At 57.9% G+C, this 14,486-nt stretch carries 16 protein-coding genes; 5 read left to right on the top strand and 11 right to left on the bottom strand.

From position 1 onward, the window contains the following. Positions 1-35: 35 nt before the first annotated feature. The gene (locus HMPREF0762_RS07605) at positions 36-374 is read right to left on the bottom strand and encodes a helix-turn-helix transcriptional regulator (RefSeq protein WP_006363052.1); all 339 of its coding nucleotides are present in this window, start codon (positions 372-374) and stop codon (positions 36-38) included. A 148-nt stretch (positions 375-522) separates the two neighbouring features. Between HMPREF0762_RS07605 and HMPREF0762_RS07610 the strand changes: the two genes are divergently transcribed. After that, positions 523-735, top strand: coding sequence for a helix-turn-helix domain-containing protein (locus HMPREF0762_RS07610; protein ID WP_009076072.1), 213 nt, complete (start codon positions 523-525; stop codon positions 733-735). 171 nt (positions 736-906) lie between these two features. Here the strand turns inward: HMPREF0762_RS07610 and HMPREF0762_RS07615 are convergent, their stop codons facing one another. The 6 genes from HMPREF0762_RS07615 to HMPREF0762_RS07640 form a co-directional block, all read right to left on the bottom strand. Next, positions 907-1,644, bottom strand: coding sequence for an RloB family protein (locus HMPREF0762_RS07615; protein ID WP_115314241.1), 738 nt, complete (start codon positions 1,642-1,644; stop codon positions 907-909). After that, the gene (locus HMPREF0762_RS07620; protein WP_006363055.1) at positions 1,620-2,909 is read right to left on the bottom strand and encodes an AAA family ATPase; all 1,290 of its coding nucleotides are present in this window, start codon (positions 2,907-2,909) and stop codon (positions 1,620-1,622) included. The genes HMPREF0762_RS07615 and HMPREF0762_RS07620 overlap by 25 nt, the downstream gene beginning before the upstream one ends. A 209-nt stretch (positions 2,910-3,118) precedes the next feature. Continuing rightward, positions 3,119-3,763 carry an anaerobic ribonucleoside-triphosphate reductase activating protein gene (gene nrdG, locus HMPREF0762_RS07625; RefSeq protein ID WP_006363056.1) on the bottom strand — a complete coding sequence of 215 codons (645 nt, stop codon included), beginning with the start codon at positions 3,761-3,763 and terminating at the stop codon, positions 3,119-3,121. Positions 3,764-3,800: 37 nt separating this feature from the next. Then, complete coding sequence (gene nrdD, locus HMPREF0762_RS07630; RefSeq protein WP_006363058.1) at positions 3,801-6,023, bottom strand: anaerobic ribonucleoside-triphosphate reductase; 2,223 nt, start codon at positions 6,021-6,023, stop codon at positions 3,801-3,803. 400 nt (positions 6,024-6,423) lie between these two features. Beyond that, a complete protein-coding gene (locus tag HMPREF0762_RS07635; RefSeq protein ID WP_040619447.1) occupies positions 6,424-7,092 on the bottom strand; it encodes a hypothetical protein in 669 nt (222 codons plus the stop codon). A gap of 191 nt (positions 7,093-7,283) precedes the next feature. Then, on the bottom strand, positions 7,284-7,712 hold the full coding sequence (locus HMPREF0762_RS07640; protein WP_009076386.1) for an arginine repressor: 429 nt from the start codon (positions 7,710-7,712) through the stop codon (positions 7,284-7,286). Between the two features lie 173 nt (positions 7,713-7,885). Here HMPREF0762_RS07640 and HMPREF0762_RS07645 point away from each other — a divergent pair, with 173 nt between their 5' ends. Both HMPREF0762_RS07645 and HMPREF0762_RS07650 read left to right on the top strand, forming a co-directional pair. Beyond that, positions 7,886-9,157, top strand: a complete 1,272-nt coding sequence (locus tag HMPREF0762_RS07645) for a glutamate-cysteine ligase family protein (RefSeq protein WP_006363063.1) — start codon at positions 7,886-7,888, stop codon at positions 9,155-9,157. Between the two features lie 208 nt (positions 9,158-9,365). Continuing rightward, positions 9,366-10,595, top strand: coding sequence for a CapA family protein (locus HMPREF0762_RS07650; RefSeq protein ID WP_006363064.1), 1,230 nt, complete (start codon positions 9,366-9,368; stop codon positions 10,593-10,595). A gap of 380 nt (positions 10,596-10,975) precedes the next feature. Here the strand turns inward: HMPREF0762_RS07650 and HMPREF0762_RS07660 are convergent, their stop codons facing one another. Next, positions 10,976-11,158: a hypothetical protein gene (locus HMPREF0762_RS07660; RefSeq protein WP_006363066.1), complete on the bottom strand. Its 183-nt coding sequence runs from the start codon at positions 11,156-11,158 to the stop codon at positions 10,976-10,978. Between the two features lie 167 nt (positions 11,159-11,325). On the opposite strand from HMPREF0762_RS07660, the gene HMPREF0762_RS07665 reads away from it, so the two are divergent. Both HMPREF0762_RS07665 and HMPREF0762_RS07670 read left to right on the top strand, forming a co-directional pair. Next, positions 11,326-11,625 carry a type II toxin-antitoxin system Phd/YefM family antitoxin gene (locus HMPREF0762_RS07665; protein ID WP_245935523.1) on the top strand — a complete coding sequence of 100 codons (300 nt, stop codon included), beginning with the start codon at positions 11,326-11,328 and terminating at the stop codon, positions 11,623-11,625. Further along, a complete protein-coding gene (locus tag HMPREF0762_RS07670; RefSeq protein WP_006363068.1) occupies positions 11,618-11,944 on the top strand; it encodes a type II toxin-antitoxin system RelE/ParE family toxin in 327 nt (108 codons plus the stop codon). Before HMPREF0762_RS07665 ends, HMPREF0762_RS07670 begins: the two co-directional genes overlap by 8 nt. Before the next feature lie 22 nt (positions 11,945-11,966). Here HMPREF0762_RS07670 and HMPREF0762_RS07675 read toward each other — a convergent pair whose 3' ends face one another. The 3 genes from HMPREF0762_RS07675 to HMPREF0762_RS07685 all read right to left on the bottom strand — a co-directional run bounded on the left by HMPREF0762_RS07675 (position 11,967) and on the right by HMPREF0762_RS07685 (position 14,482). Next, positions 11,967-12,776 (bottom strand): oxamate carbamoyltransferase subunit AllH family protein, encoded by an 810-nt coding sequence (locus HMPREF0762_RS07675; protein ID WP_245935522.1) that lies wholly within the window; start codon positions 12,774-12,776, stop codon positions 11,967-11,969. Between the two features lie 310 nt (positions 12,777-13,086). Further along, entirely contained in the window at positions 13,087-13,773 is a 687-nt protein-coding gene (locus HMPREF0762_RS07680) for a hypothetical protein (protein ID WP_006363070.1), read from the bottom strand. A gap of 13 nt (positions 13,774-13,786) precedes the next feature. Further along, positions 13,787-14,482 (bottom strand): DUF5058 family protein, encoded by a 696-nt coding sequence (locus HMPREF0762_RS07685; protein WP_006363071.1) that lies wholly within the window; start codon positions 14,480-14,482, stop codon positions 13,787-13,789. Positions 14,483-14,486: the final 4 nt, after the last annotated feature.

Raw genomic sequence — 14,486 nt, forward strand, 5'->3', positions numbered from 1 at the left:
CGCGTCGACGTTTCCGGCATTCAGTTCCGAAAGGCCTATTCCCCGTGCGGATCCTTGCGGCAATCCGGATTGCCCAGAAGGACCGCGCAATAGTCGACGAGCATCTTCTGAGCCTGGTCGGTCAAGGCGTCGAACGATCCGATGACACGCTTCTTCCGTGCAAGCGCCCGCTCCTCTTCCCATGAGATGCGTCCCGCAAGGTAATCGAGGGAGCATCCGTAGATATCGGCGATACGCATGGCGTCGACGGCGCTGATCTCGCGTTCGCCGCGTTCCCACGAGCCGAACGTGCGCGACGGAATGCCGAGCGCACGGGCCGCGTCGTCCTGGCTCAAGCCGGCGTGCTTGCGCGCCTCTTTGAAATTACCCTTCACGAGAACCTCCTTAATACAGGAGATTCTACACGTTAGGTGGCATTACCACAATAAAACTCCAGCGTATAGTGTTGACTTGCTCAATAGGTGCAGCTATATTCATCGTAGTTTACACATTACGTGATTATCGATGAATCGAGGGGCGGACGTGGGCTATGACATGCAGGCAATCGCTCGCCGGATGAAAGGCCTGAGAACCGAACGAGGGCTCGATCAGGCGACGCTTTCCCGCATATCCGGCGTCTCGCTGAACCTCATCCAACAGTACGAAACCGGGCAATCGGCCATGCGCCTCGACACCGCGGCCAGCCTCGCCGAAGCGCTCGGCTGCTCGATCGACGCCCTTCTCTGCAGAGGCTGACGGCACCGCATGCGCATGATCGGCAGAACCATAGGAATGGAAATGCAGTCTAGAAATTGCCCGGATAGCCATCCAAAGGAATACAGTCGAGGCATCGAATCCTAGACGAAGCCTCTCTCCCCATATGCATATGATTCCGACCGAGTATCATCTGTCTGGAAGCACAGCTACTCAATATCCGGCTCTATTCATAAAGAGCTCTCCCGAATCGAAATCGTGTGCATATTCAGGGCGATTGCCCGGAGAAGCCTGAGCGGCAAGATCGTCGAGAAGAAGATCGACGTCTGTCAGTGGATGAGTATTGCCTTTGCACGTATGGTTCGACCGTAAACGGCGCGCATTGCGTACTGCCTCATGAATTCTTGGATACAAAACGTCCATCTTCGGTTTCTTATTGCGACTGCCATATCCAGGAAGAAGCTGGCTTTTAGACAATTCCTCAATCAACTGAGAAGCCGAATCGTACGCGGCGGTTGTATATCTGAAATGGAGAAGAAGCCATAATTCAATGCTTGGATCGCTGACGGCAAGCAAGATGCCGTTCTTTTTCGCTTTCATGAGAGCGTCTCTCATGTTGCTATACCGGCATTCGCTATCTAGAACGATCCACCACCGGTCGACAACGACATCATTGCCCCGGTATGATTCTGTCGCATTTTTCTTTTTTAATTTGATTGCTTCATCGACCATGCCATTTGGATCCGTGCATTGCGCCTTCTTGATGGTGACAAGCTCCTTTGCTATGCCTAGCCTTTCTCTTATACAGCAGAAGTACTCTCGCTCGGTCACAGCGCCCTCGGTAAGAATATACAGACGACTTCCAGGTCGCCTGTTCCCTGGCTTTCTAGAATGAGATCTTCCACTCACGAACATCACTGCCCATCTCATTGTCTGCATCGACCGAAGCATTCAGGCACTACCGGCGTAGCAGAATACCGTCCTACCAGATATCCGCTCGAAATAGCCTCATCAGTCCTCGGTCTGAAATCTGACAAAGGATAAAGGCTGGTGGATCCATTTCGGCTTTTCTCGGTAAACCACACTTGATCACGCCTTAATAGCCCACGCTCTAGAAGACATGGGTTATGTGCAGTGAATATAAGCTGCGCATTTTTCGGATTGCTTTCAGGATTCAAGAACGATTCAATGATCTCTCTTACGATAATCGGATGCAAGGATGAATCTATCTCATCTACAAAGAGGGTTGATCCATACTCTAGAGCTTGCGCAATATGCCCGCTCAATCCGAAAAGCTGCCTTGTTCCATCCGACTCGTCATTAAGATCGACCCGCATGGCGCTTTCGTGGCCGGAATGTTCCAGAACTACGGTCCTGTACTCGTTCATGCTAGGAATTCCCATTGCATCGAAAATGTCTTTGATCTCATCCGGAATGGGCGGAGCAGGTCGAACCTCCACACAAGCTGCTTCAACACCGAGGTCGGCAACTCTCATCATTCCGTTGATGAAAGCCCTCTGGTAATCGGTCCCGCTATCGCCATGAAGGATCTCGCCGGTATAGGGAAAGTCTTCATGCGCATCCAACGCCCTATACGTGTTGAGATCATCGGCAAACCAGTTGACGACCTCGATAGCCAGATCAGAGCTTGGAACGTTCCTATGGTTCGCAATAAGCGACAATACAAGAGCATTGTCGTTTACTAGAGGTTTGATAGCTGATGGAATCCTAAAATACCTAGAACCATTTATCGTCGTTCCTTCCGAATCGGTAGCACGGCTGAACCAGACCTGCCTCATCCCCTTAGGAAAGGCGCATAAGGTTTCGGCAACAATCCGCTTTCTTGTATACGAGAATGCGTATTCGAATCTCGTGTCATGACGGGTCGTGAATACAACGGAAAACTTGGTCGGTTGATCTTGCGTTTTCGTATCAAGACGAAACGGATCGTAGGGAAGAGAATCGTCGGCCGATAGAGAGGAGGACCGCAGTATCATTGTCCGCATCGTTCTCAAGGCACGCCAGATAGCAGATTTGCCCGATGCGTTCGGACCATAGATAGCAGCTGACCGTAGGATTTTCACTCCCGACATACCTGGAAGCTTGGGATCGATAAGCTGATCTTGCGATTCTTTATAGTACTTAATCGCCGTCATCTGAAGTTCGATCGGGTCTTTGATAGAGCGATAGTTCTCGACCTCGAGGCAGATGATCATAGTCTCTTCCTCTCTCTTTATATCTTGTCAAGATACTATCATTTTTGCTGATTTGCCGCAAAAAATCAGTCAGTATGAGCTCATATTGAAGAGCATCTTTGCTCATCGCTCTTACATCGGCCTCTCAAGATCGGCGAGGGAGAAACGTTCGAACCTACCTTGCCGGACCATGCATTATCGAATTCTGAAAAAGAATGCGTGAGTCGACATCAGAAGCTCCGCTTCATCTCGCGCGTCGTGTAGAGAGCGTCGTCGCCCCAGAGGACGACCTCGCCTGACGCGAGCGTCGCCGGCACGTCTATCACGCGCTGGTTGCTCGACCCGCGAAACCTCAGGCCCATACTCTTCTTCGCCTGCACGAACGGGCCGTCCACCAGCACGTCGAGGGTGGCCATGATGCGATCGGTGCATTCGGTATGCCCTGATCCGCGCGTCAGATTCTCGAACGTATGTCCCGAATAGAGCCAGATCGTCTTGTCGGGGAATTCCCGGCGCACGCGTTCGAGGAAATCGACCAGGCCCGCCTGGTTCTCCGGTTCCATAGGCTCGCCGCCGAGCACGCTCAGGCCGTCGACGTACAGAGGGCGAAGGCTTTCGACGATCTGGTCTTGGACGGCGGCGTCGAAGGGATTGCCGGCATGGAAGTTCCATGCCTCCTCGTTGAAGCAGAACGGGCAGTGCATGCGGCACCCCGAGACGAACAGGACGGTTCGCACGCCTTCCCCATTGGCGATATCGCAGTATTTGATCGTCGAGTAATGCATCGCTTCATGCTCCAGCCCGCAGAAAGCGACGCCGCACGCATCGCGCGCAGCGCCGCCTTCAAGTCTTAGCCTGCCGATCCGTGCGCGCATCGCCGACCGCCGGCGGCATCCGGTCGACGTGCCGCGCCTACAGATGCAGGACGCGGTCCTTGATCTCCTGGGTGCGGCCCTGGTTCCAGTACTGGGTACCGATGTAGCCGCAGGTGCGACGCGCAACATTCATCGTCGACTGATCGCGGTTACCGCAGTTCGGGCATTCCCAGACCAGCTTGCCGCCATCTTCCACGATCTTGATCTCGCCGTCGTAGCCGCAGCACTGGCAGTAGTCGCTCTTGGTGTTGAGCTCGGCGTACATGATGTTCTCGTAGATGTACTGGATGACGGACACGACGGCCTTGAGGTTGTCCTGCATGTTCGGGACCTCGATATAGCTGATGGCGCCGCCCGGGGACAGGCGCTGGAATTCGCTTTCGAACTTCAGCTTCGTGAAGGCATCGATCTCCTCGGCCACGTGGACATGGTAGCTGTTGGTGATGTAGCCCTTGTCCGTGATGCCCTTGATGACGCCGAAGCGGCGCTGGAGGGCCTTCGCGAACTTGTACGTCGTGGATTCGAGCGGCGTGCCGTACAGGGAGTAGTCGATGTCCTCGGCTTCCTTCCATTCGGCGCACTTGTCGTTCATCTTCTGCATGACGGCCTTCGCGAACGGCGTGGCCTCCTCGTCGGTGTGGCTGTGGCCGGTCAGGTACTTCACGCATTCGTACAGGCCCGCGTAGCCGAGGGAAAGCGTCGAGTATCCGCCGTAGAGCAGCTTGTCGATGGTCTCGCCCTTCTCGAGGCGCGCGAGGGCGCCGTGCTGCCACAGGATCGGGGCGGCGTCGGACAGCGTGCCGCGCAGGCGGTCGTGGCGGGCGCGCAGGGCGCGATGGCAGAGCTCCAGACGCTCTTCGAAGATGTCCCAGAACGCATCCACGTCGCCGCGGGACGAAAGCGCGACGTCAGGCAGGTTGATCGTGACGACGCCCTGGTTGAAGCGGCCGTAGTACTTCGGCGTGCCCGGCTCGTAGTTGCCGGCGTTGGCCACGTTGTCGTAGCCGTTGCCCGAGCGGTCGGGCGTCAGGAAGCTGCGGCAGCCCATGCAGGTGTAGCAATCGCCGTCGCCTTCGACCTCGCCCTTGCTGAGCTTGAGCTCGCGCATCTTCTTCTCGGAGATGTAGTCGGGCACCAGGCGGCGCGCCGTGCACTTGGCGGCCATCTGCGTCAGGTAAAAGTACGGCGAGCCCTCGGACACGTTGTCTTCCTCGAGCACATAGATGAGCTTGGGGAAGGCCGGCGTGATCCAGATGCCCTCTTCGTTCTTGACGCCCTGGTAGCGCTGCGCGAGCGTCTCTTCGATGATCATCGCGAGGTCGTGCTTCTCGGCTTCGTCCTTGGCTTCGTTGAGATACATGAAGACGGTGACGAAGGGTGCCTGGCCGTTGGTGGTCATGAGCGTGACCACCTGGTACTGGATGGTCTGAACGCCGCGGCGGATCTCGTCGCGCAGGCGCTTCTCGACCACTTCGGAGACGCGCTCGGGCGACGATTCGAAGCCCAGCGTGTTGATCTCGTCGAGCACTTCGCGACGGATGCGCTGGCGGCTGACGTCGACGAAGGGCGCGAGATGCGTGAGCGAGATAGACTGGCCGCCGTACTGGCTCGACGCCACCTGGGCGATGATCTGCGTGGCGATGTTGCAGGCGGTGGAGAAGCTGTGCGGCTTCTCGATCAACGTGCCGGAGATGACGGTGCCGTTCTGCAGCATGTCTTCCAGGTTCACCAGGTCACAGTTATGCATGTGCTGCGCGTAGTAGTCGGAATCGTGGAAGTGGATGACGCCCTCGTTATGCGCGGTTACGACGTCTTTCGGCAGAAGCACGCGCATGGCCAGATCCTTCGAGACCTCGCCGGCCATGTAGTCGCGCTGGACCGAGTTGACCGAAGGGTTCTTATTGGAGTTCTCCTGCTTGACCTCTTCGTTGTTGCATTCGATCAGCGCCATGATCTTGTCGTCGGTCGTGTTCTTCTGGCGCTTCAGGCCCTGAACGTAGCGATAGATGATGTACTTGCGCGCGACTTCGAAGCGATCGAGCTTCATGATCTCGTCTTCGACGAGGTCCTGGATTTCCTCGACGGAGACGGCATGGCCCGCTTCGGCGCAGGCGTCGGCGACGTTCTGGGACGCATAGGAGATCTGACGGTCGGTCAGACGCTGCGCGGCGGGAACCTCCGCATTGGCGGCGGTGATCGCGTTTTCGATCTTGGAGATGTCGAACTCGACTTCCGAACCGTTGCGCTTGATGATCTTCATGGATGCGCTCCTCTTCCTTTTCTCCCTACGGCTTCGCGCCGGTGTCTGAATTGCGTGGTGCACGGGTTGCCCGGATGTCTTCCGGCCGTGCCATGATACGACATTCGAAGCCCATAATGTTCGGCGTTATCCACAAGATATTGTGGATAGGGTGCAAAACTATTCCCATAATTGGTGTAATCGCAGGTCGAAGGCAAAGAGAGGACGGACGTGCCGTTCACAGAATTCCAACGGCATGGAGTTCTTTTGTCGTCGGTGAGCGGCGGAGGGTCGCGGGACCGTCGCGGCACAAAAAAGCCCCAGGGAATGTATCCCCAGGGCAGCATCAGAATGCTCTCGGATGCGAGGCTCTTTCGCCTTAAGATTAAGGAAGCGCTTTCGAATGCGAAGCCTTTTCGCCTTAGGAAGCGCTCTCGGATGCGGAGCCTGCATCCGAGGCGGCATCGTCGGCACCGCCGGATGCGGAGCCGGACCCTATGGCCGAAGAGAGCAGCGCGCCCATGGACCGGGATGCCGCATTGGACGGATCCTCCCCCGCAGCTTCCAAGGCATCGGCCACAAGCCCGTCGGCCTTGGACAGATGGTCGACGCCGCTTTCGTAGGTCTTCTGGACATCGGCGATCTTGGCGGCGAACGCCTCGGCGTCGGCCGAAGAGCCTGCGGCCTGAGCCTCGTTGTAGATGTCCACATAGGCGTTCAGGGCGCTGGAAAGATCTTTGGCGCCGGCGACGTATTCCTCATGCGCGTCGGCAAGATCGGTCGGAGCCGAGATGTCCTCGATCTTCAAAAGGTCGTCGGCGGCCTTCTGCGCCGCGAGCTTCATGGACGCGCCGTCGCCAGCGGCGACGTATTCGGAGAAGCCGGACAGATCGTCGGCCACATCGGCGCCGATGCCGTTGATGGAGGCCATGTAGGCACGGTCGAGCTGGAGCGGCGTGCGGGAATTGTCCTTCGCCTCGTCCGAGCAGCCGGCAAGCGCGAACGCGGCCAGGCAGGCGATCGTCGCCATAGCGACGATACGACGCGACGAAGCCTTCAGGTGGTCTAGGAGGGATGCCTTCGTATGCATGGTCGATTCGATCCTTTCACGTGGATTGCGCTCCATTGTATCAGCGGCGCGCACGCTCGGATGAAACGACGAGGCTCCGTTTCATTTTCGACATGAAGCGCGAAGACGAAAACCGCCGCGAAAAAGCTGAAGGCGGGCTCCCGAACGAAGCCCGCCTTCGCCGATCGCGGAACTGAGGCGATTCCGCTGAGTCAGCTCTTCTTGAGATTGCGGATGATGTCTGCAACACGCAGGGCGTCTTCATCGCTGCGCGTCATGACGAAGACCGTGTCGTCGCCGGCTAGGGATCCTACCACGCCGTTCAGACGCGCCGAGTCGAAGGCGACCGTGACGCCCGAGGCGATGCCCGAGGGGGTGCGCAGCACGATGAAGTTGTTGACGACCTCGACCGTTTCGACGAGTTCGCCCACCATGCGCTTGAGCTGCATGTCTTCGGGCAGCACGTAGTAGCCTTCGCGGGATTTGGCCAGACCCATGCCCGCGATGTCGCGGGAGACCGTCGCCTGCGTGCAGTCGTAACCTTCTTCACGCAACTGTTCCACCAGGTCGCGTTGGGTCTTAACCGTGCCGCGGCGGATGATGTCCCGTATGACGTCGTGGCGCACGGCACGTTTGGTCATGCCAACCTCCTTATGGAAAAACGCAGCTAAGAGACGCTGCATCGCTCGTGGGTCTTTTTGCAGGACTAAAATATACAGGTAATTGCATTAAATTGGTTTAAATTTTCAAAAAACGGTATGAAATTTGCTCAAAGCTGCAAATTTCTGCATATTTCTGAGAGAAAGGCGCGGCCATGGACCAGAAAAACGGGGCGCGCGCGGCCCATGCCGACCAACCGGCGCGCGACGCGAACGTCGCGGCGTTCGTCGCATACTTCCAGAACGGATGCAAGCCGAAGGCCTCCACGCTCGGCGTGGAGATCGAGCATTTCCTCGTGGACAACACCGGCCAGCCGCTCACGTACAGCCAGCCGAACGGCGTCGCCGACGTGCTGCGCACGCTGAGCGCCCGCTATCCCGACGTCAGCATGCACGGCGACGACATCCTGGGCGTCGCGAAGCCGCATATGAACGTCACGATCGAACCGGCCGCACAGCTGGAGATATCCGCCGGTCCCTTCGAATCCATCGCCGACATGCGCTTCGCGCTCGGCGAGTTCGAGCGGGACGTGGCGGCGGCGCTCACGCCGGTTGCGGGCCGCATGGTCGCGCTCGGCTACGACCCGATGCTCGTGGCCGCGGACAAGGAGCTCATCCCCAAGGCGCGCTACGACATCATGAACCGCTACCTTTCGGCCATCTCCCCGTCCGGGCCGCGCATGATGCGCGGTAGCGCATCGACGCAGGTGTCCATCGACTATACGAGCGAAGAAGACGCCGCAGCCAAGATGCGCGTCGCCTCCGCGCTTGCTCCCCTGCTTTCGCTCATGTGCGACAACGCGCCCGTGTTCGAAGGAACCCGCGCGCCGCACCGCCTGATGCGGGCGGAGATCTGGCGGTATCTCGATCCCGACCGCTGCAATACCGTCCCCGGATGTCTGGATGCGGGATTCTCGTTCGCCGATTACGCGAACTATATCCTGGACGTGCCCGCCGTGGTAGCGCTGGACGCCGAGGGCGAGGCGCGCTACGACACGCGCACCTTCGGGGACATCTTCGCCGACCGCACGATGACGCACGCCGATATCGAGCACGCGCTTTCGATGGTATGGCCCGACGCGCGCCTGAAGACCTACGTGGAAATCCGCCCTGCCGATGCGCTGCCGATCGATCTTGCCTGCGCCTACGAGGCGCTTATCAAGGGCATCTTCTACGGACCGGCGCTCGGTGCGCTGGCCGCGGCGTTCGAGGGCGTGGATGCGCAGGACGTGGACGATGCGAAGACGGCGATCATGAAGCGCGGATACGAGGCGGAGACGTTCTCGCGCAACGCCGGCGACATGTGCGACGCGCTCGTGGAGATGGCCTACGAAGGGCTGCCTGCCGGCGAGCGAGGGTTCCTTGATCCGCTGGCCCGGCTCGTGAAACAGCGCATCACGCCGGCCGACGTATCCGAGTTCGCGTAGGGCCTCAAGAAAGGGCCGAAGTCCGAAAGCCGTAGGAACATCGACCGATGAAGCGCGTCCTTCTCGAACAAGAGCAGGGCGCGCCGTTATACTTGGAGCGTCTTCTTCCACGGACGCCGCTAGGCGAAGGGATGCGCGCATGAGGGCCTCCGATGCAGAACATCGTCGTCGACCGACCAGACGGCAGGGCACGCCGAGGACCATCGGCGTGCCGCTAGAGAACGGCGCGCCCGTCGGCGGTTCCCGATGGCTTCCGCTCGTCGCCATCCTCATCGCTGCGACCGTCATCGTCCTGATGGCGTATGCCTGCACGTCGTCTGCCGGACAGGCGGCCAATCAGGAAGCCGAGCCCGCCGCGACCCATTCCGAAAACGATCCCGATCGCGTGACGTTCGTCGCCGTGGGCGACAACCTGCCCGAAGTCGCCATAAGCGAGCAGGCGGATGCCGCCGCGGGAGAAGCCGGCGACGGTCGATACGACTTCCGACCGCTGTTCGCGCCGATCAGGCCCTATGTGGCACAGGCCGACCTCGCCTACATGAATCAGGAGACCCACCTGGGCGGCGATGACATCGGCCCGCAGGGCTATCCGTCGTTCAACGTGCCCGACGCCATGGCCGACGCCGTGGTGGACGCCGGATTCGACTTCGTGGCATCCGCGTCGAACCACAGCTACGACTGGGGGCTGTACGGAGCGCTCGATCATTCCTGCGACGTGTGGAGCAAGCAGCCCGTGGCGTTCGCCGGCACCGCACGCAGCCAGGAAGAAGCGGACACGCTCGCCATCGTCGAGCGCGACGGCATCAGATTCGCGCTGCTGGACTACACGTACGGGCTGAACGGATTCGAGAGATCCGATGTGCCTCCCTATGCCGTGAACTTCATCGACGAGGACCGCATCAGAACGGACGTGGCTCGCGCGAAGGAACAGGCGGATGTCGTGATGGTCGCCATGCACTGGGGCACCGAGAACCAGACGGAGCCCGATGCGGACCAGCTGAAGTACGCGCAGCTGCTGGCCGATCTGGATGCGGACGTGATCCTAGGCTCGCATCCGCACGTGATAGGACCGCTGACCTGGATCGCGAATTCGAACGGAAGCGGGCATCGCACGCTCTGCGCGTATTCGCTCGGGAACTTCACGTCGCACCATGACGCGCCGCACATGATCAATGACCTGGGTGGAATGCTGGCCTGCGACTTCGTGAAGGCGGACGATGGCAGCATAGGGATAGAGAACGTATCGTGGACGCCGCTTGTCATGCATGAACAGGAAGGCGCCTTCGCCGTGTATGCGCTGAAGGACTACACGCCTGCGCTGGCAAGCGCCCACAACGTGCTGTCCGAAGAGGACGACCCCATCGGCTGGATGAAGCAGACGTCGGCCGACGTGGTGAACAGCTTGGGAGACAGCTTCCCGATCGATGCGGGTTTGTGACCCTTCTGCGCAAGCGTCCTGAAAAACCTCTTCGGCTTTTCGCACATCACGACGATCGATGCGTAGGACGCATCGCCTAGAACCATCTCCTCATCAGACACGAATTGCCCTGATGCGGGCGTGACTACCGTGCCGTCCTCCAACCGATCAAGGCTTCTATAGCAACCAGGTCTTTTTCGGGATAATACGTGTATATGAGACCAAATGGGCTCACGACCATCTTGCGAACCCCTTCGCCGAAGACACGAAGAATAGAGTCGGGAATGAGCCTTGAGCCAAATTCCCCGAAAGCCTCCACGTTGTCGAGAGCGGCATATATGTTCGCCTCAACCTTGCACGAAGTCACGCGCGACAGATCGTCGGCGAATCGATCCGAAAACTCAAGCCTGGGCACGAGCAGCTTGCTTCTCCGCAACAGCCGTCATAAGTTCTTCGCGCGTCGAATACGACCGGCCCTCTGCGTAATCGGCGCGCGACGCACGAAGCGCCTCAGCCATACGGAACTCATACAGCGCCTCTTCAACGGCTTCTTTTATCTCGCGATCGTGAACCTCCTGAGACATGAACAGGTATTTCCCTCGCCCATTCTCGGTAATGTAGACGACCTCCTCGTCAGCGATGGGTTGTCTTTAAAACGTGATTCAACTCTTATTCAATACGTAATTCAGTATGTAATTCAATATATAATGAGGCTCAATACTCATTTGAATGAGAGGCAACCGCTATGCCCATGCTTGAAAGACCTCTGCCGATAATCCGCCCCATAACCGACCTTCGCACGAAGCTCAACGACGTATGCGACCAGGCTGTTGAAAATCAAGAGCCTATCGTGCTCACCAAAAACGGAACGCCTGCGTTCGTTCTGATGGACAGCGAAACCTATGAGGCCCGGATCGAAAACGCCCGTGTTCGTGCGGCGCTCATCGAAGCCGAAATAGAAGAGAAGTACCGTCCTGAGACCATTTCGTCCCGAGATGCAGATGATCGGATGCGCAAACTCTTCGAAATTTGGGGGCTCACGTATGCATGAGGTCGAATGGCGACCGCGTGCGCAGCTTGATCGCGAATCCATCGCCATCTATCTCGGCCTCGAATGCAAGAACCCCCAAGCCGCCCTGTCGACCATACAGATGATCGACGATGCCATACGCCAGGTGCAAGCATTCCCAAGCATGGGTAGACGCGTCGTCCTCGAAGACACGGCCCATCATGACTACCGCCGCGTCCTCGCCGGCATGTATGCCGTGTTCTACCGCTTCGACAGCAAGCGCATCGTCGTGTACCGCATCCTGCATCAGCGCAGGGACATCGCGGATTACAGCTTTGTAGACCTAGACGAGGAAGTGTGATGGCAGAACATCCCAATGCCACCTAAGAAGCGGACTGTGAATGTCGCATGGCCGAAGCGCTTAAGGCATCTTGATGAAATGAGCAAGAACACGCTTGCAGCATTGCCACCATTCCCGCAAGCGTATCGGTACCAGAAGTCGACCCATGATTCAAAAGCGTCCTGAAAGATGCCTCGGATGCGCCGGTGCTCATATGCAAATCGCCGCAAAGAACCGCATGAACCGCATCGACCACGCTTTGGGAAAATCGGCCACGAACGGCTGACATAAGGTAATGCTGAGAGATCCTCGTCGTGTTTTGCGCCAGCATATCGACAATCTCGACCAAAGCATATCCTAACCCTCCTGACAGGGAAAACGCTCGAGCGATTGCCAATGCTCCGATGATGAAGTCGTCTCCGGACGGGGTGAGCCCCACGCCTAATCCGACGATCCGAGAAAGCACCAAAGACATTGCTCTCGAAGAAGCGGCAGAAGATGCCATGAGGTCGCAAAACAGCATGCCGTTCGCAACAAGCTCCTTGCTCATCCGCCCATCTACCGACGGACTCCTTGCGAAATCCTCCATGAACGGCGACTGCGCTTTGCCATGAAGGCGAAATGCTTCTCGTATGGAATCCAAGCAGGCTGCTGAAGGCAGAGGCTGCGATCCGACCGAAAGCAAGTCGAGCAACGTTCCGTCAAACGTACCGCAAGACGTTCTAGCGTGCCACGTATGGCGACGCTCCTCATCATCGACGATAACGAGCCTGTAGCATCCACCGTCCTCTTCGACGATACGAAGCGTCTTCGCGCGACGGACGAATATCGGCAGTTCCAGGGCATCGACCACGAGCCCTCCTGGAGCGAAGTCGCACGATCTTGTTCCTATCCACACCGTAGCATCGCGAACCATACTGCCGCATGCATCGCGACAATACTGCAATCGGCAATTCTGCTTGTTGCGGGCCAGCGAACCGCAAGGCATGGAGAAGTTGACGACATGTTCGAACGAAGCGCATGCTCGCATGCTCGCATGCGACTGAGCCGCACAGACCCAATCCCTATCCATGAATTCTATATTGCATGCTTTGATCATAGGCATTCCCGCGCTGCGAGCGAACCGAACGCGGTGACGTCGGCCCACTCGCAGCAATGAATCGCTACGCTTCCTGTTCTTCTCCCTTGATGCGTTTCTTGTATATGATCACGGCCGCGGCAATCGTGGCCACAATGGTGAACACGATATACAAGTATCCGGGTATAACCCCGCCCGCGAAGATGCGGAGAAGAAGGGGCGTACCGATGGCTATAGGAATGACCTTGGGAAACTTGATGGCGAACGTGACCATGAGGGATCCGAACACCGCGGGCGCAACATAGGATTTGACCGCATCGAGAGCCTCTTCGGGCAGAGCGCCTAAGATGAACGTTCCTGCGAAAGCGCCTATGCAGACGAACGCGACCGTGGTGATGGTGGATCCGATGATGGCTAGGGAAGATACCACTTCGGCTTCTTTCGATCCCGGCTCGACGCGCGTCAAATCCTGAGCGACGGCCGCGGCGGGAAGCTTGCTCGTCCCGATATTGCCTGTCAGAAACGCTTCGTAGCTTCCGATGGTGCCCAGCACCGGAAAGAATGTAATGGGCTCGATAAGCCAAATGAAGCCGAACGACGCAGCAATCAACACCACATCCTTGATGATCCAGTCGATCGGCGGAACGATACCGTAGGCAAAGTAGAGAAACGCGACGGGTAAAAACGATGAGATGCAGACGCCGATGAGGGTGATTCGGCCAATGAGATGAACGGGCTTGGTCCAGTTCTTTTCGTAGGTGGCGTTATCCATGAGAAACTCCTATCTAGACAACCATGTGTATGCCGGCGCCCACAAGCGTGCCGAGAATCATGGCGAGTCCGAGACTGTATTCCTTGAGACGCTCGTGCTTCTGCGCAATCTTGTAGAACAGAAGCGTTGCGATGCCGCCGGTAAGCCATGCAGCTACGAAATCGGCGCCCCCCATAAGAGAACCGGCACTCAGGTTGCCATAAATGGCACACATGGCAGCACCGCTGACGATCGCGAGGATGCGCGGATTTCCCCCTTCGACCTTGTTCTTGATTTTCCCAAGCGACTTAGCGAACAGGACGCATGCGACCAAAGACCCCACGCCGTTGAGCCACATGCCGAACCAAGACACCATAAGAGCTTCGGGAGTGTAGTCGGCACCGCCGAACACGGTGCCCGTCGCTTCAGCTCCGATTTGAGCCGCGGCAAGTTCGTTAGAGGCGGACACGATCATGGTCAAGCGCATCCACGTAAGCGGATGCCCAAGAACCGCCATGAGGCCGACCATGACGATGACGATGCCAAGCGCCGGACCTATAGCCGTGATAAGGCCTACGCGAAGCGATTGGGAGCATGTCTTGTCAGGCATGTCCAAAGCCTTCGCCTGCTTCCTTGTCAATCGGAAATAGGCGACCAACTGAAAGGCGATGATCAAAACGGTTACCGAGCAGATGACCCATAGCAATGGGTTGTTGATAATCTCATCCATGATG

This window comes from Slackia exigua ATCC 700122 (assembly GCF_000162875.1).
GTDB classification, from domain to species: Bacteria; Actinomycetota; Coriobacteriia; order Coriobacteriales; family Eggerthellaceae; genus Slackia; species Slackia exigua.